This is a genomic window from Pseudescherichia sp. (genome assembly GCF_031987975.1).
Classification (GTDB): Bacteria; Pseudomonadota; Gammaproteobacteria; order Enterobacterales; family Enterobacteriaceae; genus Pseudescherichia.
In genome coordinates this window covers 162795-187634 of record NZ_DALZYX010000007.1, presented here as the reverse complement: position 1 = coordinate 187634, position 24840 = coordinate 162795, and the positions used below count along the sequence as shown (strand labels likewise).

Sequence of the window (24840 nt, the reverse complement as noted above, 5' to 3'; positions counted from 1 at the left end):
TCAATAGTTTGCCTTAATCAGGCGAGTTCCTGCGTACACAACAACGGATGTTCGTTCTCCCGGGCATACTTGTTCACCATCTCCACCTTGGTCTCTGCTACTTCAGCAGTGAAAATGCCGCAGATGGCTTTCCCGTGATAGTGAACCGTGAGCATCAATTGCGTAGCGCGTTCTACATCATAAGAAAAGAACTTTTGTAGCACGTCAATAACAAATTCCATCGGCGTGTAGTCATCGTTCATTAACATAACTTTATACATAGCGGGCGGTTTTAGCGCGTCGCGCAGCTTATCTGCCGCCAATTGGTCAAAATCCAGCCAATTATTAGACTTACCCATCGTTCTTCGCTTTCATCTAAGGTTGCCATTTCCGACAGAGTGCACCCTGTCGTTGACTTGAGTCTAGATGCATTTTGAATCTACATCAGGATTCAGATAACTAACATCTATCATTGCCATTCGCGAGGGCTGTCACAAACCCAGGCAATAGCGTTAACTGCTTCAAATTTTCGAGTGAATCATCCTGTTGGACGCTGCCAAACGCTTGACGCTAACCCCGATTTATCTAAATTGTACAGGCGAGAGTTGGCGAGGTTTTGAACAAACCCAGACTCTGCCACCGGTTCATTCCATCTTACTCAAAGAAGATTAACGAAGGATGTCGAAGCATGGAAACGGGTACTGTTAAATGGTTCAACAACGCTAAAGGGTTCGGTTTTATCTGCCCTGAAGGCGGCGGCGAAGATATTTTCGCTCACTATTCTACCATCCAGATGGATGGTTACAGAACGCTCAAGGCCGGGCAAACCGTCCATTTTGATGTACATCAGGGGCCGAAAGGCAATCATGCCAGCGTCATCGTGCCCGTTGAAGCAGTGGCGATCGTCGACGCTGTTGCCTGACGCCGCTTAGCTTTAATTGTGTACATCCCGCTCCTAAAATGCCAGCCCGTATGCTGGCATTTTTATTGCTCCTACTCCCGCGCCAGTGCCTCGACCGGATCGAGTCCGGCAGCGTTGCGCGCTGGCAGCCAGCCAAACAGCACCCCGGTAAAGGTTGAGCAGACGAAGGCCGTTACCAGCGCTACCGGGGAGAAACCGATCTCCCAGCCGGGTAAAAAGAGCTGAAGCGTAAAAGCAATCAGCATCGACAGACAGACGCCCAGCGCGCCCCCCACCAGGCAAACCAGCACCGCCTCGATCAAAAACTGTGACAGCACGTCGCTTTTGCGCGCCCCGACCGCCATGCGGATGCCAATCTCCCGGGTGCGCTCGGTGACCGAGACCAGCATAATGTTCATTACGCCAATACCGCCCACCAGCAGCGAGATTACCGCCACCAGCGTCAGGAACAGCTGTAAAGTACGTGTGGTCTTTTCCGCCGTTTTCAAGATCCCATCCATATTCCAGGCGAAGAAATCTTTTTTACCATGGCGCAAGGTAAGCAGCCGGGTTAACTGCAGCTCGGCCTGCTCGCTGCTGTAGCCCTCGTTCACCCGCACGGTGATGGAGTTGAGCCACGACTGGCCCATAATGCGCCCTGACATGGTGGTATAGGGCAGCCAGACGCGCAGGATCTTGCTGCTGCCGAACATGCTCTGCTTCTCTTTCGCCACGCCGATGACCGTTGCCGGCATATTCCCCACCAGCACAATCTCACCCACTACCCTGGCCTTATTGGGGAAGAGCTGACGCCGGGTATTTTCGTCCAGCACGACCACCTGCGCACGGCCAGTGAGCTGCTGGTCATTAAAGGTCGTCCCCTCGCTGAAGGTCATGCCGTAGACGTTGAAATACTGCCCGCTGACACCGTTCGCGCTGGCGGCAACGTCGATACCACCGTAACGCAGGCGCAGGTTTTGCGATACCGCCGGGGTTGCCGAGCGAACCCAGGGTTGTTTCTGAATGGCGATCAGATCGTCATACTTCAGTGCCTGCTGGTACTGCGGATCGTCATCACCGAAATCTTTTCCCGGATAGACATCAATGGTGTTCGTCCCGATAGAGCGGATATCCGCCAGCACCAGCTGCTTGGCAGCATCGCCCACCACCACAATCGATACCACCGAGGCGATGCCGATAATAATCCCCAGCATGGTCAGCAGGGTACGCATCTTATTAGCCGCCATCGCCCGCCACGCCATGGTCAGCGCCTCGCGAAAGCCGCTGCTGAACTGCCGCCAGCCGTTATCCGGCTGTACGCTGGGCTGCTGCCGAATGGCTCCCGACGTCGGGGCCGGCGGCGGGTTGCGGATGATCTCGCCGTCGCGGATCTCTATGATCCGCTCGGCCTGCGCCGCCACCTGCGGATCGTGGGTAACGATGATCACCGTATGGCCCGCGTCGCGCAGCTGATGGAGGATCGCCATCACCTCCTCCCCGGAATGGCTATCCAGCGCCCCGGTGGGTTCATCGGCAAGGATCACCTGACCACCGTTCATCAGCGCCCTGGCGATACTGACCCGCTGCTGCTGACCACCTGAGAGCTGAGAGGGCTGATAGCTCTCCCGCTCTGCCAGCCCAAGGCGTTGCAGCAGCTCATGGGCGCGGGCCAGGCGTGCTTTGCGTTCTGTACCAGCGTAGACCGCAGGCACTTCCACGTTCTGCGCCGCCGTCAGATGGGAGAGCAGATGGTAGCGCTGGAAGATAAAGCCGAAATGCTCCCGGCGCAGGCGGGCCAGCGCATCCCCGTCCAGCGTGGCGACGTCTACCCCCGCCACGCGGTAGTGGCCGCCGGTGGGTTTATCCAGGCAGCCGAGAATATTCATCAGGGTCGATTTACCGGAGCCGGACGCGCCGACAATGGCAACCATCTCTCCGGCGGCGATATCCAGAGTGATGCCTTTCAGCACCTCAACCATACCATCGCCAGAGGGGTAGCTGCGGCGAATATCCCGCAGCTCAAGCAGCGCCGTCATGGCGTGGCTCCGGCGCTGTCCTGACCGATGACGACCTCATCGCCCTCCTCCAGGCCTTTCACCACCTCAACGTCAGTGTCGTTGCGCGCTCCGAGAGTCACTTCCCGTTCACGGGTTTCGCCGTTGCGCAGCAGCGTGACCTTGTAACGGTTATCGCCAATAGGCTCACCCAGCGCCGCCAGGGGAATAGTCAGCACGTTTTTCACCGTCGAGAGCTGGATATGCACCTGCGCAGTCATCTCCAGACGCAGCACCCCCTGCGGGTTCGGCACCTCAAAACGCGCATAGTAGAAGATGGCATCGTTGACCTTCTCCGGCGTTGGCAGGATGTCTTTCAGCACCCCTTCGTAGCGCGTCAGCGGATCCCCCAGCACGGTAAACCACGCCTTCTGCCCCGGCTTTAGGTGAATAACGTCCGCCTCGGAGACCTGAGCCTTAACCAGCATGGTGCTCATATCCGCCAGGGTCAGAATATTAGGCGCCTGCTGGGCGGCGATCACCGTCTGGCCTTGCAGGGTGGTAATCTGCGTCACTTCCCCCGCCATCGGGGCGATAATGCGCGTGTAGTCGAGGTTGGTTTTTGCCGTGTCGAGGGTGGCCTGGTTACGCTTGATCTGCGCCTCGATGGTGCCAGTCTGGGCCTCCTTCACCGCCAGCTCGGTGGCGGCGCTGTCGAGATCCTGGCGCGATACCGCCTGGGTCTTCGCCAGCTGCTGCTGACGAGAGAGCGTTACCGCAGCAAGCTTCTTCTCCGCCTCTGCCTGGCGTCGCTGGGCGCGCAGCTCCATCAGGGTCGCCTCTACTTCCCGGATCTGGTTTTGCGCCTGCTCGGGGTCGATCACCCCCAGCAGCTGATCCTTTTTCACCTTGTCGCCAATGTTGACGGAGAGGGTTTTTAGCTGCCCGCTCACCTGGGCACCCACATCAACCTTGCGTAAGGCGTCCAGCTTACCCGTTGCCAGCACGCTCTGCTGAAGCTCCCCTGGACGCACGATCAGCGTCTGGTACTGCGCGATCGGCGCATTGAGCTGCCGCCATCCCCAGACGGCGATAACCAGCAGGAGCAGCGCCAGCGCGACGTAAATCTTCCTGCGTTTTCCCTTAAGATTCATAAAAATTCCGGATAGTTAAGCTGACTACACTGAAACAATTCTATATGAACCGCCCGCGGCTGAAACCCTCTCTTTTTTTGCCTGAACGATTCAGGATTAGTCTGCCCGTCCGCGCGCCAGCCACAGCACGCGGGAGAACATATTGCGCAGCAGAGGCGGCACCGCCTCTATGCCCCGCCGTCCCGCCTCTAGCGCCACCTCGATGGCCAGATCCGGCTTCGATGAGTGGTGGATCGCTTTAATGATTACCCGCCGCTCGTTCATGCGGATCCCCTCCGGCAGCTGAGCGATGCGGTGGTAGACATCGGCAAAGCCCTGACGGTACATAAAGTGCTCCATATCGAGGGCGGGCAGCGCGGTCAGATGCTCCCGCTCAAGGCCTTTGTCATTATCAAGCAGGCTGCGCACCATGGTGGCATACTTCTTTCCCGCCTCGTCGCCATCCACCAGCACATGCCATGCGATGCCCATCCGTCGGGCGAACTTCACTAGCGGCTTCAGGCCAGACTGAGCGAACTCGATTACCTTAATCCCTTCAGCATCAAAATGGTGGCCGCACTGGCGCGCCAGCTCGCTGATGGTCCAGGTCTCCGTCTCCCCCTCCACCAGCAGCCAGCAGCGGGCAAAGAGCGACGAGGGGCGGTTGGCGCGAATATGAAAGGCGATGCGGCGACCATCCTCCGCGCTCAGCCCGCTCGGTCCCAGCCGCCAGGCGGCTACCCGGGAGGCCTCGCGCACCAGCCGACAGAGGTGCTCGACGGGCGTCAGGGAGAGCAGCTCCCCGGAGTTGGTGGTGGTGATGCGCTGGAGCGGCAGCAGATTGAGCAGGTGCCAGGCCACCGACAGCATGATCGGGTGTAGGCGCGTCTCCGGATCCTCAATCAGCAGCAGCGGGCGCGCATCCCTGTCCAGCTGTACGGTCCCCTTAGCTTTTAGCAGGGTGGCGAACAGGCCCAGCAGGATCACCCGGTGGCTGCGACCGCCGGGACGGTCGATCATTCGGTTAATGATATCGAGATAGCGCCAGCTGCGCTGCTCATCGTGAGAGTGACGGCGCATCAGGCGCTGACGGGCCTGTCCGGTGCCCTGCTCGGCAAAATAGTGCTCCAGCAGCTGCACCATCGCTGACAGCCCCTGGCGGATCTGTCCGTCGCTAAGGTTCTGCGGGCGTGACATTAGCTCCTGGGCCAGCACGTCGAGCTGGCGGGCAGTGACGTCCACTTCCGGCAGATCCGGCACGCTGCCATCGCGGATGCGACGCATAAAGCGAGCGTCGCGCAGGCGCAGGACCGGCATCAGCCGCACCAGATGCTGGGCAAGATCGTCGGACTCCCCCAGCGCTAACGTCTGGCCTTCGGCATCCAGGAAGGTGCGACGAGTAGTGACATCCCCGTTGTTCGCCTGCTCCCCCTCCAGACGGTAGAAAATCCGTCGGTAGCCGTCCGTACCTTCAGCTATACAGCTCACCAGCGGACGATAGCGACGGGCGCGGTAGTTACCCGGCTCGGCTTCACAAAAGGTCAGAATAATATGCAGGTGGCGCTCACGGCCCTGGATATCGCCGGGGGGAAACCAGAAGTCGTTGCGGGTAAAGGTATACAGATCCGTTTCCGGTGAAAGCAGCAGCGTGAGCGCATCAAGCAGGCTCGATTTTCCCCACGCGTTTTCTCCTATCAGAACGTTATTATGCTCCAGCATCAGCGACAAACGATTGATGCCGCGAAACCCTACAATCTCTACCCGTTCAAGTCGCATTTCGCCTCCCACAGAGTGATTTTAAATAATTACATAAATTTGCGGGATGCTTAACGATATTCTTCCCCTGACTACCCCTTTATCGGTAGGCGACCCTTGCCAAAATTGCGCTAAATCAATCTCTCTTCAAATAGCATAAATATCGCTTTAACCGCCTCTCGCCGGGGAATAACCTTAAACATGTATTTAAAATATAACTTTATAGGTGTGACCATGTTTTGTGTGCAATGTGAACAAACTATCCGTACCCCGGCTGGCAACGGCTGCTCTTATGCGCAGGGTATGTGCGGTAAAACCGCAGAGACCTCTGACCTACAGGACCTCTTGATCGCAGCGCTGCAAGGCTTGTCCGCCTGGGCGCTAAAAGCCCGCGACTACGATCTGATCGATCATGAGATCGATAGCTTCGCCCCTCGCGCCTTCTTCTCCACCCTGACCAACGTGAACTTTGACTCACCGCGCATCGTCGGTTATGCCCAGGAAGCCATTGCCAAACGTGAAGCGCTGAAAGCGCTCTGCCTGAGCATCGATCCCACAGCCTCCGTTGATAACCCGATGGCGGGATTACAGCTGGTAAGCGACGACCTGGGCGAGCTTCAGCGCCAGGCCGCTGTGTTTACCCCTAACAAAGATAAAGCCGAGATCGGCGACAATATTCTTGGCCTGCGCCTGCTCTGCCTCTACGGCCTGAAAGGTGCCGCGGCCTACATGGAGCACGCCCACGTGCTCGGCCAGTACGACAACGCCATCTACGCCCAGTACCATAAGATCATGGCGTGGCTCGGCACCTGGCCATCCGATATGAATGCCCTGCTTGAGTGCTCCATGGAGATCGGGCAGATGAACTTCAAAGTGATGAGCATCCTCGACGCCGGTGAGACCAGCGCTTACGGCCACCCGACCCCAACCCAGGTTAACGTCAAGGCGGTTGCCGGGAAGTGTATTCTCATCTCCGGACACGATCTGAAGGATCTGCACAACCTGCTGCAACAGACTGAAGGCACGGGCGTGAACGTCTATACCCACGGTGAAATGCTGCCGGCCCACGGCTACCCGGAGCTGCGTAAGTACAAGCACCTGGTGGGTAACTACGGCAGCGGCTGGCAGAACCAGCAGGTGGAGTTTGCCCGCTTCCCTGGCCCTATCGTGATGACCTCCAACTGCATCATCGATCCGGCTCCGGGTGCCTACGACGATCGTATCTGGACCCGCAGTATCGTGGGCTGGCCGGGCGTGAGCCACCTTGAGGGTGATGATTTTGCGCCGGTGATCGCCCAGGCCCAGCAGATGGCTGGCTTCCCCTACAGCGAGATTGAACACCTGATCACCGTCGGCTTTGGTCGCCAGACCCTGCTTGGCGCGGCCGATACGCTGATTGACCTGGTGAGCCGTGAGAAGCTGCGCCATATCTTCCTGGTGGGCGGCTGCGACGGCGCACGCGAGGAGCGTAACTACTTTACCGACTTCGCCACCAGCGTGCCGGAAGACTGCCTGATCCTGACCCTCGCCTGCGGTAAGTACCGCTTTAACAAGCTCGACTTTGGCAACATCGAAGGGCTGCCGCGTCTGGTGGATGCCGGTCAGTGCAACGACGCCTACTCGGCGATCATTCTGGCGGTAACCCTGGCAGAGAAGCTGGGCTGCGGCGTAAACGACCTGCCGTTGTCACTGGTGCTCTCCTGGTTCGAGCAGAAAGCGATTGTGATCCTGCTGACCCTGCTCTCCCTGGGCGTCACCAATATCGTTACCGGCCCGACCGCGCCGGGCTTCCTGACCCCGGATCTGCTGGCGGTGCTGAACGAGAAGTTTGGCCTGCGGTCGGTCACCACCGTTGAACAAGATATGCAGCAGCTGCTGAGCGCGTAAGGAGTAGACGATGACGATGCCAACCTCACAATGTCCATGGCGGATGCAGGTTCACCACATCCATCAGGAGACGCCGGATGTGTGGACGCTCTCCTTGCTGTGCCACGACTACTATCCGTACCGCGCCGGACAGTATGCGCTGGTCAGCATCGGCAACGCCGCCGATACCCTGCGCGCCTACACAATCTCCTCCACGCCGGGGGTGAGCGAGTACATTACGCTGACCGTCCGTCGTCTTGACGATGGAGTAGGATCGCAGTGGCTGACGCGGGAGGTGAAGCGCGGGGACTATCTCTGGCTCTCTGACGCACAGGGTGAGTTTACCTGTGATGATAAGCCTGACGACCGGGTGCTGCTGCTGGCGGCGGGCTGCGGCGTTACGCCGATTATGTCGATGCGCCGCTGGCTGGCAAAATACCGCCCGCAGGCTGACGTGCAGACTATCTTTAGCGTGCGCTCGCCGCAGGATGTGATCTTCGCCGATGAGTGGCGTGACTATCCGGTCACCCTGCTGGCAGAGCACAACGCCACTATCGGATTTATTGCCGGTCGCTTGACCACCGGGCTGCTGCAGAGCGTGCCGGATCTCGCCTCGCGTACCGTGATGACCTGCGGTCCTGCCCCCTACATGGAGTGGGTGGAAAGCGCGGTGAAGGCGCTGGGCGTGACGCGCTTCTACAAAGAGCAGTTCTTTGTGCCGGTCGCCGCGGCGGCCAGCAGCGGGCTGAAGATCAGCGCCCTGCAGCTGGCACGGGAGTTCTACGCCCCGGTCGGCACCACCCTGCTGGAAGCGATGGAGAGCAACAAGGTGCCGGTTAACGTGGCCTGCCGGGCGGGCGTGTGCGGCTGCTGTAAAACGAAGGTGGTTGCCGGGGAGTATTCAGTAACCAGCACCATGACGCTGACGGATGCCGAGATTGCCGAGGGGTACGTGCTGGCCTGCTCCTGCCAGCCAGAGAGCGATTTGGTGTTAGCGTAAGGTAAACGCCCGGCGAGCCTGCCGGGCCTACACCAACCGGCACCGTATTCTCTTTTTCATCTAAGCTTGTTAGCAACATCACAAAATGGAGATGAAAAGATGAAACAAACCGTCGCTGCCTATATCGCAAAAACGCTGGAGCAGGCCGGGGTAAAACGCATTTGGGGCGTTACCGGCGATTCACTGAATGGCCTGAGCGATAGCCTGAACAAGATGGGCACCATCGACTGGATGTCGACTCGTCATGAAGAGGTAGCCGCCTTTGCTGCCGGAGCCGAGGCGCAGCTGACGGGCGAGCTGGCGGTGTGCGCAGGCTCATGTGGCCCAGGCAACCTGCACCTGATTAACGGCCTCTTTGACTGCCACCGCAACCATGTGCCGGTGCTGGCCATTGCGGCGCACATTCCTTCCAGCGAAATCGGCAGCGGCTACTTCCAGGAGACTCACCCGCAGGAGCTGTTCCGCGAATGCAGCCACTACTGCGAGCTGGTCTCCAGCCCGGAGCAGATCCCACAGGTGTTAGCCATCGCCATGCGTAAGGCGATCCTCAATCGCGGCGTCTCGGTGATCGTCCTGCCCGGCGACGTGGCGCTGAAGCCCGCGCCGGAGAGCACCAGCAGCCACTGGTACAGCGCGCCACAGCCGGTGGTGACCCCAACCGAAACGGAGCTGCAAAAGCTAGCTCAGCTGCTGCGCTACTCCAGCAATATCGCCCTGATGTGCGGCAGCGGCTGTGCCGGAGCGCATGACGAGCTGCTCGCCTTCGCGGAAAAGCTGAAGGCACCGATTATCCATGCCATGCGCGGCAAGGAGCACGTCGAGTATGACAATCCCTACGACGTAGGGATGACCGGGCTGATCGGCTTCTCATCCGGCTTCCATGCCATGATGAACGCCGACACGGTGATATTGCTCGGCACCCAGTTCCCCTATCGGGCCTTCTACCCCACCGATGCCAAAATTATCCAGATCGATATCAACCCGGCCAGCATCGGCGCGCACAGCAGGGTCGACATGGCGCTGGTAGGCGATATCAAAGCCACGCTGGCCGCCCTGCTGCCGCACCTGGAGGAGAAAACCGACCGCCGCTTCCTTGATAAAGCGCTGGAGGACTACCGCGACGCTCGCAAGGGACTGGACGATCTGGCCAAGCCCAGCAGCAAGGTTATTCACCCGCAGTATCTGGCCCAGCGGATCAGCGACTTTGCCGATGACGACGCTATTTTCACCTGTGATGTCGGGACGCCAACGGTGTGGGCCGCGCGCTATCTGAAGATGAACGGCAAGCGCCGTCTGCTCGGCTCGTTCAACCACGGCTCGATGGCCAACGCCATGCCGCAGGCGCTGGGGGCGCAGGCGACACAGCCCGGCCGCCAGGTGGTAGCGATGTGCGGCGACGGCGGCTTCAGCATGCTGATGGGCGATTTTCTCTCGCTGGCGCAGATGAAGCTGCCGGTAAAAATCATCGTCTTTAACAACAGCGTGCTGGGCTTTGTGGCAATGGAGATGAAGGCCGGGGGCTACCTGACGGACGGAACCGATCTGCATGAGACCAACTTCGCCCGCATCGCCGAGGCCTGCGGCATTACCGGCATCCGCGTCGAGAAATCCGCCGACGTCGATAGCGCCCTGCAGCGTGCGTTTGCCACCGAAGGGCCGGTGCTGGTAGACGTGACGGTGGCAAAAGAGGAGCTTTCCATTCCACCTCAGATCAAGCTTGAGCAGGCCAAAGGCTTTAGCCTCTATATGCTGCGCGCCATTATTAACGGTCGCGGCGACGAGGTTGTGGAGCTGGCGAAAACCAACTGGCTCAGGTAAAACAGATGGCACGATCCTGAACCTGATAAGGAAGTGCCGTGATAGATTTACGTAGTGATACCGTTACCCGCCCGAGCCGCGCCATGCTGGAAGCGATGATGGCCGCCCCGGTCGGGGACGACGTCTATGGTGACGATCCCACCGTTAATGAACTGCAACGCTACGCCGCCGAGCTTTCGGGCAAAGAGGCGGCGCTGTTTCTGCCTACCGGCACCCAGGCCAACCTGGTGGCGCTGCTTAGCCACTGCGAGCGCGGCGAGGAGTATATCGTTGGTCAGGGGGCACACAACTATCTCTACGAGGCCGGCGGCGCAGCGGTGCTGGGGAGCATTCAGCCGCAGCCCATCGACGCCAGCCCGGACGGCTCTCTACCGCTGGATAAAGTGGCGGCGAAGATCAAGCCGGACGATATCCACTTTGCCCGCACCCGCCTGCTGAGCTTAGAGAACACCCATAATGGCAAGGTGCTGCCCCGTGGTTACCTTGAAGACGCGTGGAACTTTACCCGTGAGAAAGGCCTGGCCCTGCACGTTGACGGCGCGCGCATCTTTAACGCGGTGGTCGAGTATGGCTGTGCGTTAAAAGAGATTACCCAGTACTGCGATACCTTCACTATCTGCCTCTCGAAAGGCCTCGGCACGCCAGTTGGCTCGCTGCTGGTCGGCAGCCATGAGTACATCAAACGCGCTAACCGCTGGCGGAAGATGACCGGCGGCGGCATGCGTCAGGCGGGGATCCTGGCGGCGGCAGGTCTCTATGCGCTGAAAAACAACGTTGAGCGCCTGAAAGAGGATCACGCCAACGCCGCCTGGCTGGCAGCCCAGCTGCAGGAGATTGGCGCAGACGTGATGCGTCACGATACCAATATGCTGTTTGTCCGCGTGGGCGAGCAGAACGCTGCCGCCCTTGGCGAATTTATGCAGGCGCGCGGCGTGCTGCTTAACGCCTCGCCCATTATCCGCATCGTTACCCATCTCGACGTGAGCCGTGCGCAGCTGGAAGAGCTGGTTAGCTACTGGCAGGCATTCCTGAAACGTTAAGGGTGTAGAATAATTGACAGATAAAGTCTGAAATTGGGCTTTATTCTGTCATCTTTCCATTGCATAGCGGCGTAATTCACGGAAGAATGCGCACGAAATTCTTTTCAACACAGTGGATTGCTATGAAGGTTCTGGTCACCGGCGCAACCAGCGGTTTAGGCCGTAACGCGGTCGAGTATTTGCGTCAGAGAGGCGTGAGCGTCAGAGCAAGCGGTCGCAATGAAGCGATGGGCAAGCTGCTGCAAAAGATGGGCGCGGAGTTCGTCCATGCCGATCTCACCGAGCTGGTCTCCTCGCAGGCAAAGGTGATGCTGGCCGGCGTTGACACGCTCTGGCACTGCTCAAGTTTCACCTCCCCCTGGGGTACTCAGGAGGCGTTCGACCTTGCCAACGTGCGAGCGACTCGTCGCCTCGGCGAGTGGGCCGTGGCCTGGGGCGTGCGGAACTTTATCCACGTCTCCTCCCCGTCGCTCTATTTTGACTATCACCATCATCATGATATCGACGAGAACTTTCGTCCGGCGCGTTTTGCCAACGAATTTGCCCGCAGCAAAGCCGCAGCTGAAGAGGTGATCCAGCTCCTGGCCCAGGCGAACCCCAACACCCGCTTTACCATCCTACGGCCGCAGAGTCTGTTTGGCCCGCACGATAAGGTCTTTATTCCCCGGCTGGCGCAGATGATGCACCACTACCGCAGCGTGCTGCTCCCGCGCGGTGGGGATGCCTTAGTGGATATGACCTATTTTGAGAACGCCGTTCATGCCATGTGGCTCGCCAGCCAGGAGAGCTGTGATGGACTGCCCTCCGGACGCGCCTACAACATTACCAACGGCGAACGCCGCACCCTGCGCAGCATCGTGCAGCGGCTGATTGACGAGCTGGAGATCCACTGCCGCATCCGCTCGGTGCCCTACCCGATGTTGGATATCATCGCCCGCAGCATGGAGCGCTTCTGCGACAAGCGGGCCAAAGAGCCGGCGTTGACCCACTACGGCGTATCGAAGCTTAACTTCGACTTTACCCTCGACACGACCCGCGCCCGCGAGGAGCTGGGCTATGCTCCGCTGGTTACGCTCGATGAGGGGATCCGGCGCACCGCTCTGTGGCTGAAGGATCACGGCAAACTGCACCGCTGAGCTTAGCCCTGGCCGTACTTCTCCAGCAGCGCGTTGGCAATGGCCAGGCTTTCCGCGTCGGCGACGCCGTCGTAGCGTGCCGGACGGAAGTGCATCTGGAAGGCCATAATCACCCTCTTCTGCTGGGCAAGGGTCATGCCCGGCACAACCTCATAGCCGTAGCGGTAGAGCACGTCCAGCAGCGCTGCGCTATCGACTCTCTCAGAAGGCGCACGACCATTGAGGTAGAAGGTCACACGTTGGGCGTCGGGCCAGGCGCCAATCCCCTGCGCGGCCAGTTCACGCCACGGAAAGAGCGGACCGGGATCGACCTTTCGCTGAGGCGCAACGTCCGAGTGCGCCACGACGTTAACAGGAAGTATGTTGTAACTATTAATGATATCCTTCGCCAGCGGAATCAAGGCGGCGATTTGATCCGCCGCGAAGGGGGTAAAGTCTTTATCTCTGCCTATCTTCTGCCAGCCGTGGTTCTCTAACTCAATGCCGATTGAGGTATCGTTAATGCGCGTGGCCCCCCGCCAGTAGCTCACCCCAGCGTGCCACGCCAGCTGATCCTCAGGCACCAGCTGCCAGATGCGCGGCCTGCCGTTATGAACGGGCGGATGTTCGGGGATCAGATAGTGCGAGCTGACATTTTTATCCGTCAGGGTTGCAAGAGAGGTATCGAAGTCGCCCGCCGTGTAGTGGATCACCAGCACTTTGATTCTTGGGTAGGCGGCCTGGGCCTGACGCTGGGTATCCAGCTCATAGCTCACTTTCTTAACCACGCCCTTCTCACTCATCTCGCTCTTCTTGCTCGCACAACCGGTAAGCAGCAGGGCTAGCATCAGCAGCCAGAAGCGTTGCCAACCTGGCTGCGGGGCAGAGACGGGGGATAGCTGCATCTTTACTCTCCTTTTTAACCTTCGATGCCACAGGCGATGCATAATCAAACAGCCAGGGCTATGATTGATGAAACAGTAAATCTGTCATTAGCTTATAAGGAAATCATTATGCGCTACTCTTTTTTATCCGTCATTGTGCCCTGTGCACTGGTGCTCTCAGCGTGCACCACGCCCGTGACGCCCGCGTTTAAGGATATCGGCACGCGCAACGGTCCCTGCGTGGCTGGCGGTCCCGATGCCGTGGCGCAGCAGTTTTATGACTACCGCATCCAGCACCGCAGTAACGATCTCACTGCGCTGCGTCCCTACCTCAGCGACGACCTGGCCGCCATGCTGACCGCCGCGTCCCGCGACAGCCGCAACAGCGCTCTGCTGAGCACCGATCCCTTCTCCAGCCGTACCACACCAGCCCAAACGGCCACGGTCGCCAGCGCCTCGACCATTCCCAACACCGACGCGCGTAATATTCCCCTGCGCGTAGAGCTGACACAGGGTAACCAGCGCTGGCAGGATGAGGTGTTGATGATACGTGAAGGCCAGTGCTGGGCAGTCGATGATGTACGCTATCTCGGCGGCAGCGTTCATGCCCCGGCAGGCTCGCTGCGTCAGTCAATTGAGCATCGCTAATCTTCTGTGCAGGCCGGACCTCCGCGATTTTGTGCTATTTTTAAGTAGGAAGACGGCCTGTAGTTAAGTTTTAACGCATAAATATTGCATAACTATTCTGTCAACGTTACTATTTGCGGCCTCAATTGCTATCAGATTGCCTCGATGAGTATTAAATTAAACGGCATTAACTGCTTCTACGGCGCACATCAGGCGCTGTTTGATATCACACTCGACTGCCCCGAGGGCGAGACGCTGGTGCTGCTTGGCCCAAGCGGCGCAGGCAAAAGCTCGCTGCTGCGGGTGCTCAACCTGCTGGAGATGCCACGCTCCGGTACGTTAAGCATCGCCGGTAACAACTTCGATTTTGCCAAAACGCCCTCTGATAAAGCGATCCGCGAGCTGCGGCAAAACGTCGGGATGGTGTTTCAGCAGTACAATCTCTGGCCCCACCTCACCGTGGTGCAGAACCTGATTGAAGCGCCCTGTCGCGTGCTGGGCCTGAGCAAAGAGCAGGCGCACGCCCGTGCCGATAAGCTCTTAGAGCGCCTGCGCCTGAAGCCCTACAGCGATCGCTACCCGCTGCACCTCTCCGGCGGTCAGCAGCAGCGTGTGGCCATTGCCCGGGCGCTGATGATGGAGCCGCAGGTGCTGCTGTTTGATGAACCAACGGCGGCGCTGGATCCCGAGATCACCGCGCAGATCGTCAGCATCATCCGCGAGCTGGCCCAAACCAAAATTACCCAGGTTATCGTGACTCACGAAGTTGAAGTGGCGCGTAAAACCGCCAGCCGTGTGGTCTATATGGAAAATGGCTATATCGTTGAACAGGGCGATGCCAGCACCTTTACCGCACCGCAGACCGATGCGTTTAAAAACTACTTATCTCACTGATATTTTTTTGGGAAGTGACAATGAAAAAAGTATTGATTGCCGCGCTGCTCGCCAGCGTTAGCCTCTCTGCTACAGCAGCCCAAACCATTCGTTTCGCTACCGAAGCGAGCTATCCTCCGTTCGAATCCACCGATGCCAATAACAAAATTGTTGGCTTCGACGTCGATCTGGCGAACGCGCTGTGTAAAGAGATTGATGCGACCTGTACGTTCACTAACCAGGCGTTCGATAGCCTGATCCCAAGCCTGAAATTCCGCCGCTTCGACGCGGTGATGGCGGGAATGGATATTACGCCGGAGCGTCAGAAACAGGTTCTGTTCACTAACCCGTACTACGACAACTCGGCGCTGTTTATCGGCCAGCAGGGTAAATTTACCAGCATCGACGCGCTGAAAGGCAAACGCGTTGGCGTGCAGAACGGCACTACGCACCAGAAATTCATTACCGACAAGCATCCGGAAATCACTACCGTACCTTACGACAGCTACCAGAACGCGCGTCTGGATCTGCAGAATGGTCGTATTGACGCCGTATTTGGTGATACCGCAGTGGTGACCGAGTGGCTGAAGGCCAATAATAAGCTGGCTGCGGTGGGCGACAAGGTGACGGATAAAGAGTATTTCGGCACGGGTCTGGGCATTGCGGTGCGTCAGGGCAATACCGACCTGCAGCAGAAATTTAATACCGCACTGGAAAAAGTGAAGCAGGATGGTACCTACGAGACCATCTACAAAAAATGGTTCCAGAAGTAATCCTTGATGAATGAACTTTTTCCTTTAGCAAGCGCCGCCGGGATGACCGTCGGCCTTGCCGTTTGCGCCCTGGCCATTGGCCTGGTGCTCGCTATGCTCTTTGCCGTCTGGGAGTCCGTTAAGTGGCGTCCCATTGCATGGCTCGGCTCAGGGCTGGTGACCATTCTGCGCGGCCTGCCGGAAATTCTGGTGGTGCTCTTTATCTATTTTGGCTCGTCACAGCTGCTGCTAATGCTCTCGGATGGCTTTACCCTCAACCTCGGGTTTGCGCAGATCCCGGTGCAGATGCAGATTGAAAACTTCGACGTCAGCCCGTTCCTGTGCGGGGTGATTGCCCTCTCCCTGCTCTATGCTGCCTATGCTTCTCAGACCCTGCGTGGGGCGCTGAAGGCCGTGCCGCAGGGCCAGTGGGAGTCCGGCCAGGCGCTGGGGCTGTCTAAAAGCGCTATCTTTTTCCGCCTGGTGATGCCGCAGATGTGGCGTCACGCTCTGCCGGGGCTGGGCAACCAGTGGCTGGTGCTGCTGAAAGATACGGCGCTGGTGTCGCTGATCAGCGTTAACGATCTCATGCTGCAAACCCGCAGCATCGCGACCCGTACCCAGGAGCCGTTTACCTGGTTTCTGGTGGCGGCGGCTATCTACCTGGTGATTACGCTTCTCAGTCAGTACATTCTCAAACGCATTGACCAACGCGCGACACGTTTCGAACGGAGGCCTGGCTGATGCTTGAGTACTTACCCGAACTGATGAAGGGGCTGCACACCAGCCTGACGCTCACCGTGGCGTCGATTGTGGTGGCGCTGATCCTCTCCCTGATTTTCACCATCGTCCTGACGCTGAAAACGCCGGGTCTGGTGTGGATTGTGCGCGGCTACATCACGCTCTTTACCGGTACGCCGCTGCTGGTGCAGATCTTCCTGATCTACTACGGGCCGGGGCAGTTCCCGTCGATCCAGGCGTATCCGTGGCTGTGGCACCTGCTCTCCGAGCCGTGGCTCTGCGCGCTGATCGCCCTGTCGTTGAACAGCGCCGCGTACACCACCCAGCTCTTCTACGGCGCTATTCGGGCGATCCCTGAGGGGCAGTGGCAATCCTGCGGCGCGCTGGGGATGAGCAAGAAGGATACGCTGGCGATCCTGCTGCCGTACGCCTTTAAACGCGCCCTCTCCTCCTACTCCAACGAAGTGGTGCTGGTATTCAAAAGTACCTCCCTGGCCTACACCATCACGCTGATGGAGGTGATGGGGCACGGACAGCTGCTGTACGGTCGCACCTACGACGTGATGGTTTTCGGCGCGGCGGGGATTATCTATTTGGTAGTCAACGGCTTGCTGACGCTGCTGATGCGGCTTATCGAGCGGCGAGCGCTGGCGTTCGAGCGACGCAACTAAAACTCTTTGAGGCGGGGCAACCCGCCTTTTTTACGTCGACATAAATATAATTAATCAATAATATTGCATACCCATGCATTAGATGGCATTGTAACTCCATGCCGCAGACACGGTAAAAAAACGATAAGATTGACAGACAGGAGTTCCATAATGAAAAAGTTAATTCTGGCCGCCATCCTCGCCACCTTCGCCGCCGGTGCCAGCGCAGCAGATAAGATCAGCTTCGGCTCCTCTGCCACCTACCCGCCGTTTGAGTCACTGGATGCCAGCAACCAGATCGTTGGCTTTGATATCGACCTGGCAAAAGCCCTCTGCAAGCAGATGCAGGCCGACTGTACCTTTACCAACCATGCTTTTGACTCGCTGATCCCGGCGCTGAAGTTCAAGAAGTATGACGCGGTGATCTCCGGCATGGACATCACCCCAGAGCGTAGCAAGCAGGTCTCCTTCACCGACCCGTACTACGCCAACTCGGCGGTGGTGATTGCTAAGAAAGACGCATTTAAATCCTTTGAGGATCTGAAAGGCAAGCGCATCGGCATGGAGAACGGAACGACCCATCAGAAGTACCTCCAGGATAAGCATCCGGAAGTGAAGACCGTGGCCTATGACAGCTACCAGAACGCGATCCTCGACCTGAAAAATGGCCGTATCGACGGCGTATTTGGGGATACTGCGGTAGTGAACGAGTGGCTGAAGAACAACCCGCAGCTGGGTACCGCCACGCCGAAGGTGACCGACGCGCAGTACTTTGGTACTGGCCTTGGCATCGCGGTGCGTCCGGATAACAAAGCCCTGCTGGAAAAACTGAACGCTGCCCTGGCGGCCATCAAAGCCGACGGCACCTATCAGAAAATCAGCGACCAGTGGTTCCCGCAGTAATAAGTATTTGATAAACGCCCGGTGGCGCTCTCGCTTACCGGGCCTACAAATTCTACTCTACTTCCCGCACCAACAACGTTAACACCTCATAATGCGCCGTGTGCGGGAACATATCGAATAGCTGCACGCGTTCGATGCGGTATCCTGGCAGCTCGCGAATATCCTTCGCCATCGTCTCGGCGTTACAGCTGGAGTAGATAATCCATTGCGGAGCCATCGCGCTCAGGTAGTCGCACAGCGGCTTGCCGATGCCACGCCGCGGCGGGTTGACCAGCACCAGATCTGGCACCGCCCCCTGCCCCGTGGCGAATGCGGTCGAGTCCAGCGCCTGGAAATGCACATTATGCAGGCCCAGCTCTTCAGCAGACTGCTTCGCGCAGGCGATGGCTTCCGGAGCGATCTCGATCCCGGTCAGCGTCATCTCCGGCGTCGCGCAGTGCAGGCCAAAGCCGCCCACGCCGCAGAAGAGATCCCACATATGCTTCACCGGCAGCGCCCGCACCCAGTCGCGGGTAGTGGCGTAGAGGCTTGCCGCCACGCTGGGGTTGGTCTGGAAGAAGCTCTGGGGGCGGATCCACAGCGGCACGCCGTTAAAGCGCTCCGCCAGCGCCCGCTGGTCGGTGAGCCAGATCTCCTGCTCCCCCTCCATAATCGCCATATGCACCGGCTGGATGTTTACCGAGATCACCTTTAGCTGCGGCAGCTGGGCCTGTAACGCGGGCAGCGCGGCGCGAAGCTGGTCGAGCTTGGTCTCTGAACGCAGCACAAAACGCAGCATCAGGCCGCCGTCGAGCTGGCTTTCGGTGAGCAGCAGGTATTTCAGCTCCCCGCGTTTGCGCGCCACGTTATAGGGCGTCAGGCCCGCCTGGGCAATAAAGGGCTTCAGGGCAGCGAACACTGAATAGAACGACGCCGGATAGAGCGGACAATCGGTAAGATCCTCCGGCGAACCGTCCCTGTGCAGCATCCCCAGCAGCGGTTTCTCCACGCTGCCGCTAACGACCATCTTGGCCTTGTTGCGGAACCCCTGCTCCGGGCCGCCCACTGGCGTGCACCACTCAGCGACCGGCAGACCGTCCAGCAGCGTACGCAGGCTCGCCATCTTCACGGCAAGCTGCTGTGGGACCGGCTGGTCGATCCATTGACAGGAGCGACAGCGACCGGCGTCATAAAGGGCGCACTGCATGATAGAAACCTTCTTTTTTGCGGGGCGGGGATTGTACCACCGTTACTGGAAGCGGAAAAAGCGTCTACAGGGCGATGGGATAAACAGCAGGCCAAGCACCAGCATATCCGGCAGCTTCTGCATCACCAGCGAGTGGAAGATCTCCCGCTTCGAGCCACCGGCAATGCTGAACAGCTCCGGGTAGCCATAGCCCAGCGAGGCCGCCCACAGGTAGCCTGCGGCCACTACCTGGGTCAGAAGATAGAGCCAGCGCGCCCAGTTGCGGCCTTTAACTACCGAGAAGGCGCAGAGAAACTCCAGAAACAGCAGCAGCAGGCTGCCAAGAAAAACCAGCGTCAGGCTCCAGGTCTGGGCGCTACGGTGGATAAAGTCCAGGGTCCCGCGCAGCCCCAGCAAGTTAAACAGCAGCAGCAGATCGAGGCAGCGGATCGCAATAATAGCGATAGCCGCCACCTGTACCAGTGCTGGCACGTTAAGACGCGCATGGCCCTGCTGCGTTTTTTTGAAAAATCCCACTGCGTAGCCTTCCCTGCGAAACGATGCCGCGACCGGCGCGGCACCTGTGACCCATGACCTCAGCAAATTTTAGTGGGATCACCCCCGTCTTGCACGCTGGATATCGCGCGTTCGCTGCTTTTCTGCGCGGGCCATCAACAGCCAGGCGATAAAACCAACAATCCCTACCACGCCAAGAATTATCGACGCCAGGGCGTTAATCTCCGGATTCACCCCCATGCGTACGCTGGAGAAGACCAGCATCGGCAGCGTGGTGGCCCCCGGCCCGGAGACAAAGCTGGCAATAACCAGATCGTCCAGCGACAGGGTAAAGGCCAGCAGCCAGCCAGAGATCACCGCCGGCATGATCATCGGCAGGGTGATGATAAAGAAGACCTTCAGCGGGGTGGCACCGAGATCCATCGCCGCCTCCTCAATGGAGCGATCCAGCTCGCGCAGGCGGGAGGAGATCACCACCGCCACATAGGCGGTACAGAAGGTGACATGGGCCAGCCAGATGGTGAGCATGCCGCGATCCGCCGGCCAGCCGATGGCGTGGGCCAGGGCGACAAACAGCAGCAGCAGCGACAGGCCGGTGATCACGTCCGGCATCACCAGCGGGGCAGTGATCATAAAGGCAAAACCGTTTGCCCCGCGAAAGCGGCCGAAGCGCACCATTACCACGGCGGCGATGGTGCCGAGGATCACCGCCATCGTCGCCGCACAGGCGGCAATGGTCAGGCTCAGCCCTACCGCGCTCATCATCGCATCGTCGTGGAACAACGTGCTATACCAGCGCGTGGACCACCCGGCCCACACCGTCACCAGCTTCGAGCTGTTGAAGGAGTAGATCACCAGCATCAACATTGGTGCATAGAGGAAGGTGAAGCCGAGGACAAGGATCAGGATCCGCCACGGCGAACGCACTACCGGTAAGTTGTTCATGCGTGGTCTCCCGTGCCTTTGCTCTGATGTTTATGGAACCACATGATCGGTACAATGAGCAGCAGCAGCATAATGATGGCAACCGCCGAGGCCACCGGCCAGTCGCGGTTGTTAAAGAACTCTTGCCACAGTACGCGACCGATCATGATGCTGTCCGGACCGCCGAGCAGCTCCGGGATCACGAACTCACCCACCGCCGGGATAAACACCAGCATTGAGCCAGCGATAATCCCGCCCTTGGTCAGGGGCACGATCACGCTGAAAAAGGTCTTCAGCGGCCGCGCGCCGAGATCCAGCGAGGCTTCAACCAGCGAGTAGTCGATGCGCGTCAGGGCGGTGTAGATCGGCAGCACCATAAACGGCAGATAGGCGTAGACGATGCCGATATAGACCGCGAGGTTGGTGTGCAGAATGGTCAGCGGCTGGTCGATGACTCCCAGCCAGAGCAGGAAGTTATTCAGCACACCGTTATTTTTCAGGATCCCCATCCAGGCGTAGACGCGGATCAGGAACGAGGTCCACGACGGCAGGATCACCAGCAGCAGCAGGATATTGCGCGTCGAGGGCTTGCTGTGCGCCACCGCCCAGGCCAGCGGATAGCCCAGCAGCAGGCAGAACAGCGTTGAGATGCCCGCTACCTGCAACGATTGCAGATAGGCCTCAAAGTAGAGCGGATCGTCAGTGAGCTGGAGGAAGTTCCCCAGGTTAAGGGTAATCGAGAGCTGGCCGTCGGCCCACTCCATCAGATCGGTATAGGGCGGGATCGCTCGCGCCATCTCGGCCAGGCTGATTTTAAAGACGATGAGAAACGGCAGTAAAAACAGCAGCGACAACCAGATGTAGGGCAGCGCGATCACCAGCTTGCGGCCGTGCTTCATCTGCATCCGCGCCAGCCAGAGGGTAAAGCGGGACGTTTTTTCCACGCGGGCCGGGGGTTCTAATGTACTCATCACCGCTCCTTAAACCGTTAACACAACGCAGCTGTCGGCGTCCCAGCAGAGGCGCACCTCATCGCCCCACGTCGGCAGGCCCTTGCGGTAGCGATGTTCGTTTTGCAGCTGAGCGCTGATCATCTGCCCGCTCTTCAGGCGGACGTGGTAGATGGAGAGATCCCCGAGGTAGGCAATGTGCACCACCTCACCCACGGCAAAGTTATAGCCGTCGGCAGGCGGCTCGTCGCAGAGCATGATCTTCTCCGGGCGCAGGGCCACGTAGACCGGCACGTTGTCTACCACCGACGCATCCGGATCGACCTTCAGGGGATGCATCAGCCCCGGCGAGTCAATCACCAGGCCATCCTCCCGGCGCTCCTTCAGTAGCCCTTCGAAGACGTTTACCGAGCCGATAAACTCTGCGCTGTAGCGGGTGGTAGGGTGCTCGTAGATCTCCTCCGGCTCGCCGATCTGCACAAACTTACCGCGGTTCATGATCGCGATACGCCCGGCCATGGTCATTGCCTCTTCCTGATCGTGGGTCACCATCACGCAGGTCACCCCTACCCGCTCAAGAATATCGACCACCTCCAGCTGCATCCGGTCACGCAGCTTCTTATCCAGCGCGCCCATCGGCTCGTCGAGCAGCAGCAGCTTTGGCCGTTTCGCCAGGCTGCGGGCCAGGGCCACGCGCTGACGCTGGCCGCCAGAGAGCTGATGCGGCTTACGCTTAGCAAACTCGCTCATGTGCACGAGGCCCAGCATCTCCTCTACCCGGCTGGCAATCTCCGCCTTCGGCAGCTTGTCCTGCTTCAGGCCGAAGGCGATGTTCTGCTCGACGGTCATGTGCGGAAAGAGCGCATAGGACTGGAACATCATATTGATGGGGCGCAGGTAGGGCGGAACGTGGGCCAGATCGACGCCGTCGAGCATAATCTGCCCGGTAGTAGGCTGCTCGAAGCCTGCCAGCATGCGCAGCAGGGTCGATTTACCGCAGCCGGACGCGCCCAGCAGGGCAAAAATCTCACCCTTGTAGATGGTCAGGTTGACGTCATCCACGGCGTGTTGTCCATCAAAGGATTTGGTCAGGTTACGAATTTCCAGCAGCGGGGTCAGCGCCTTACGAGGTTTCGCCTGTGGGCGGGGGGTTGCGTCATTCACGGGATGCTCTCCGGCATACAGATAAACAGGTGCAAATGCACTAAAACGGTGCCTGATGTCCGGTGGCGCGAACGCCACCGGATACGGTCTTATTTACCGCTCTTCACTTTGGTCCACGCGCGGGTTCTTACGCGGTCGATTTTCGGCTCCTGTACCTTGAGGGTAAAGAGCTTGGCGAAGACATCAGCCGGTGGGAAAATCGCCGGGTTCTCACGTACTTCGGCATTGATTAGCGGCACAGAGGCCTTGTTACCGTTAGCGTAGAAGACATGGTCGCTAATGTGGGCGATAACGTCCGGACGCATCAGGTAGTTAAGGAATTGATAGGCCTCTTCCGTGTTTTTAGCATCTTTCGGCATGGCGAAGACGTCAAAGAAGGCCAGCGCCCCCTCTTTCGGAATGATATAGGAGACGTTGACGCCGTTTTTCGCCTCTTTTGCCCGGTTCGCCGCCTGCCAGACATCCCCTGCCCAGCCGATCGCCACGCAGATATCGCCGTTAGCCAGATCGTTAATGTACTGGGAGGAGTGGAAGTAGCGGATATTTGGACGCAGCTTCAGTAGCAGATCGGTCGCCGGGCCGGTGTAGTCGTCCGCTTTGGTGCTGTTGGGATCTTTGCCCAGATAGTTCAGCACGGTGGCGAAGATCTCCTCCGGTGCATCGAGGAAGGAGACGCCGCAACTCTTGAGCTTCTCAAGGTTTTCCGGCTTCAGCACTACATCCCAGCTGTCCACCGGCACGTCGCCCAGCACGGCTTTTACCTTATCGACGTTATAGCCAATGCCTGTGGTAGCCCACAGATACGGCATCGCGTACTTGTTATCAGGATCGTGCTTCGCCACCAGCTTGAGTACTTCTGGATCCATGTTCTTCCAGTTTGGCAGCTTGCTCTTATCCAGCGGCTGGAACACGCCTGCGGTCAGCTGGCGCTCAAGGAAGCTGGCTGAAGGTACAACCAGATCGAAGCCGGTGCTACCCGCCATGAGCTTGCCTTCCAGCACCTCGTTGGAGTCAAACACGTCGTAAACAACCTTAATACCGGTCTCTTTTTCAAAGTTTGCCACCGTATCCGGGGCAATATAGTCAGACCAGTTATACACGTGCAGCGTCTTCTGCTCAGCGGCCAGCGTGCCGGCGGAGACCGCCATCAGCGCACACGCCACCAGACCGGACAACCATTTTTTACTCAGGGTGGTCATATCTCATTCCTTCTGGAAAGCTCGTGAATATACGAACTAAATATACGCATTAAAGATATGCAAGAATCGTGCATACTTTATCACTCTGCACAGCTTCGGGTTTGAGACGCCACCCGGCAGACGCTGCAAGCTTTTTAAAGCAGCGCAAGAATAACTGTAGCCAGGGTTAGAGGCTATAGGTCAGGTAAAAAACCGGGTTTTATCAATTTTTTATTCACTATTTGTCTATGCCATCGTCCGATAGCGGCATCATGGCGGTGAATAAAACTGCCAGGGGGCAGAAAAGGCAGAATAAAAGCGGGGAAGAATGCAGCCGCTATGGCAGCGACTGCGCTAATGTCATCAGGGTTTAGTGAAGAAAATTGCGCACCGTTTCACCGGCAACGGCCTCGTCTTCCTCTGCATTAAACAGTAGCTGCTGCGCACAGGCTTCGAGGATCACCATGGAAACCTGTTCCTCACTGTGACGCATAAACCAGGCAAACTGCTTCAGATTCACGCCCGGGGCGGCGAACAGCGACTGGCACACCACCAGCTTCGGCAGATTATCATCCTGGATGTCGAGGAAGGCTTTAATCGTCAGCGAGCTGGCGTTAATTGCAGAGAGATCGGCCGCCAGCGCCAGCAGCGCCGTGGGCTTGACCTCTGCCATCGCTGAGAAGAGAACAATATCATCAACCAGATCGATCTTGGCGTCGTAGATGCCGTCAAAGTTTTGCATATGCGGCAGGTGTAGCGCCTGGCAGGTGTCACACTCATAAAAACTGATGCCCAGCTCGTCAAGCCAATGACGCAAGGTATCCAGACTGGGTACGACGAGTGAATCCATAATAGGGGGTGACCTCTGTAGAAAAATTTGCGGGCATAGCTTACGCAAAAAACGCCCTGTAT

General features: G+C 58.5%; 24 protein-coding genes. 12 read left to right on the top strand and 12 right to left on the bottom strand.

The features are described from left to right. Positions 1 to 17: 17 nt before the first annotated feature. Complete coding sequence (gene clpS / locus RTN40_RS14305) at positions 18 to 338, bottom strand: ATP-dependent Clp protease adapter ClpS (RefSeq protein WP_312210375.1); 321 nt, start codon at positions 336 to 338, stop codon at positions 18 to 20. Between the two features lie 329 nt (positions 339 to 667). On the opposite strand from clpS, the gene cspD reads away from it, so the two are divergent. After that, positions 668 to 901, top strand: coding sequence for a cold shock-like protein CspD (cspD, locus tag RTN40_RS14300; RefSeq protein WP_312229040.1), 234 nt, complete (start codon positions 668 to 670; stop codon positions 899 to 901). Between the two features lie 71 nt (positions 902 to 972). Here the strand turns inward: cspD and macB are convergent, their stop codons facing one another. From macB to RTN40_RS14285, 3 genes are all read right to left on the bottom strand, one after another. Continuing rightward, positions 973 to 2916 carry a macrolide ABC transporter ATP-binding protein/permease MacB gene (gene macB / locus RTN40_RS14295; RefSeq protein WP_312229039.1) on the bottom strand — a complete coding sequence of 648 codons (1944 nt, stop codon included), beginning with the start codon at positions 2914 to 2916 and terminating at the stop codon, positions 973 to 975. After that, positions 2913 to 4028 (bottom strand): macrolide transporter subunit MacA, encoded by a 1116-nt coding sequence (macA, locus tag RTN40_RS14290; protein ID WP_312229038.1) that lies wholly within the window; start codon positions 4026 to 4028, stop codon positions 2913 to 2915. The genes macB and macA overlap by 4 nt, the downstream gene beginning before the upstream one ends. Before the next feature lie 96 nt (positions 4029 to 4124). Next, positions 4125 to 5783, bottom strand: coding sequence for an ATP-dependent endonuclease (locus RTN40_RS14285; protein WP_312229037.1), 1659 nt, complete (start codon positions 5781 to 5783; stop codon positions 4125 to 4127). A 213-nt stretch (positions 5784 to 5996) separates the two neighbouring features. Here RTN40_RS14285 and hcp point away from each other — a divergent pair, with 213 nt between their 5' ends. From hcp to RTN40_RS14260, 5 genes are all read left to right on the top strand, one after another. Continuing rightward, entirely contained in the window at positions 5997 to 7649 is a 1653-nt protein-coding gene (hcp, locus tag RTN40_RS14280; protein WP_312229036.1) for a hydroxylamine reductase, read from the top strand. Between the two features lie 10 nt (positions 7650 to 7659). Next, positions 7660 to 8628, top strand: a complete 969-nt coding sequence (gene hcr / locus RTN40_RS14275; RefSeq protein ID WP_312229035.1) for an NADH oxidoreductase — start codon at positions 7660 to 7662, stop codon at positions 8626 to 8628. Positions 8629 to 8727: 99 nt separating this feature from the next. Further along, complete coding sequence (gene poxB, locus RTN40_RS14270) at positions 8728 to 10446, top strand: ubiquinone-dependent pyruvate dehydrogenase (protein ID WP_312229034.1); 1719 nt, start codon at positions 8728 to 8730, stop codon at positions 10444 to 10446. 38 nt (positions 10447 to 10484) lie between these two features. Continuing rightward, a complete protein-coding gene (gene ltaE / locus RTN40_RS14265; RefSeq protein ID WP_312229033.1) occupies positions 10485 to 11486 on the top strand; it encodes a low-specificity L-threonine aldolase in 1002 nt (333 codons plus the stop codon). Between the two features lie 122 nt (positions 11487 to 11608). After that, positions 11609 to 12622, top strand: a complete 1014-nt coding sequence (locus tag RTN40_RS14260; RefSeq protein WP_312229032.1) for an NAD(P)-dependent oxidoreductase — start codon at positions 11609 to 11611, stop codon at positions 12620 to 12622. 2 nt (positions 12623 to 12624) lie between these two features. Here RTN40_RS14260 and RTN40_RS14255 read toward each other — a convergent pair whose 3' ends face one another. After that, the gene (locus RTN40_RS14255) at positions 12625 to 13506 is read right to left on the bottom strand and encodes an N-acetylmuramoyl-L-alanine amidase (RefSeq protein ID WP_312229031.1); all 882 of its coding nucleotides are present in this window, start codon (positions 13504 to 13506) and stop codon (positions 12625 to 12627) included. A gap of 108 nt (positions 13507 to 13614) precedes the next feature. On the opposite strand from RTN40_RS14255, the gene RTN40_RS14250 reads away from it, so the two are divergent. The 6 genes from RTN40_RS14250 (at position 13615) to artJ (ending at position 18031) form a co-directional block, all read left to right on the top strand. Further along, positions 13615 to 14133 carry a lipoprotein gene (locus RTN40_RS14250; RefSeq protein WP_312229030.1) on the top strand — a complete coding sequence of 173 codons (519 nt, stop codon included), beginning with the start codon at positions 13615 to 13617 and terminating at the stop codon, positions 14131 to 14133. 144 nt (positions 14134 to 14277) lie between these two features. Beyond that, positions 14278 to 15006, top strand: a complete 729-nt coding sequence (gene artP / locus RTN40_RS14245) for an arginine ABC transporter ATP-binding protein ArtP (protein WP_042392362.1) — start codon at positions 14278 to 14280, stop codon at positions 15004 to 15006. A gap of 20 nt (positions 15007 to 15026) precedes the next feature. Then, positions 15027 to 15758, top strand: a complete 732-nt coding sequence (artI, locus tag RTN40_RS14240) for an arginine ABC transporter substrate-binding protein ArtI (protein WP_103819682.1) — start codon at positions 15027 to 15029, stop codon at positions 15756 to 15758. Between the two features lie 6 nt (positions 15759 to 15764). After that, on the top strand, positions 15765 to 16481 hold the full coding sequence (gene artQ / locus RTN40_RS14235) for an arginine ABC transporter permease ArtQ (protein WP_312229029.1): 717 nt from the start codon (positions 15765 to 15767) through the stop codon (positions 16479 to 16481). Beyond that, entirely contained in the window at positions 16481 to 17149 is a 669-nt protein-coding gene (gene artM, locus RTN40_RS14230; RefSeq protein WP_312210352.1) for an arginine ABC transporter permease ArtM, read from the top strand. Before artQ ends, artM begins: the two co-directional genes overlap by 1 nt. A 150-nt stretch (positions 17150 to 17299) precedes the next feature. Further along, on the top strand, positions 17300 to 18031 hold the full coding sequence (artJ, locus tag RTN40_RS14225) for an arginine ABC transporter substrate-binding protein ArtJ (RefSeq protein WP_103819685.1): 732 nt from the start codon (positions 17300 to 17302) through the stop codon (positions 18029 to 18031). Positions 18032 to 18083: 52 nt separating this feature from the next. Here artJ and rlmC read toward each other — a convergent pair whose 3' ends face one another. The 7 genes from rlmC to RTN40_RS14190 all read right to left on the bottom strand — a co-directional run bounded on the left by rlmC (position 18084) and on the right by RTN40_RS14190 (position 24778). After that, complete coding sequence (rlmC, locus tag RTN40_RS14220; RefSeq protein ID WP_312229028.1) at positions 18084 to 19217, bottom strand: 23S rRNA (uracil(747)-C(5))-methyltransferase RlmC; 1134 nt, start codon at positions 19215 to 19217, stop codon at positions 18084 to 18086. 42 nt (positions 19218 to 19259) lie between these two features. Continuing rightward, a complete protein-coding gene (locus RTN40_RS14215) occupies positions 19260 to 19733 on the bottom strand; it encodes a YbjO family protein (RefSeq protein WP_312229027.1) in 474 nt (157 codons plus the stop codon). Positions 19734 to 19811: 78 nt separating this feature from the next. Continuing rightward, entirely contained in the window at positions 19812 to 20657 is an 846-nt protein-coding gene (gene potI, locus RTN40_RS14210; protein WP_312229026.1) for a putrescine ABC transporter permease PotI, read from the bottom strand. Beyond that, positions 20654 to 21607 (bottom strand): putrescine ABC transporter permease PotH, encoded by a 954-nt coding sequence (gene potH, locus RTN40_RS14205; protein WP_312210345.1) that lies wholly within the window; start codon positions 21605 to 21607, stop codon positions 20654 to 20656. Before potH ends, potI begins: the two co-directional genes overlap by 4 nt. Positions 21608 to 21616: 9 nt before the next feature. Beyond that, a complete protein-coding gene (gene potG / locus RTN40_RS14200) occupies positions 21617 to 22750 on the bottom strand; it encodes a putrescine ABC transporter ATP-binding subunit PotG (protein ID WP_312229025.1) in 1134 nt (377 codons plus the stop codon). 89 nt (positions 22751 to 22839) lie between these two features. Further along, positions 22840 to 23949 (bottom strand): spermidine/putrescine ABC transporter substrate-binding protein PotF, encoded by a 1110-nt coding sequence (gene potF / locus RTN40_RS14195; protein ID WP_312229024.1) that lies wholly within the window; start codon positions 23947 to 23949, stop codon positions 22840 to 22842. A gap of 349 nt (positions 23950 to 24298) precedes the next feature. Next, complete coding sequence (locus RTN40_RS14190; RefSeq protein WP_312210340.1) at positions 24299 to 24778, bottom strand: YbjN domain-containing protein; 480 nt, start codon at positions 24776 to 24778, stop codon at positions 24299 to 24301. Positions 24779 to 24840: the final 62 nt, after the last annotated feature.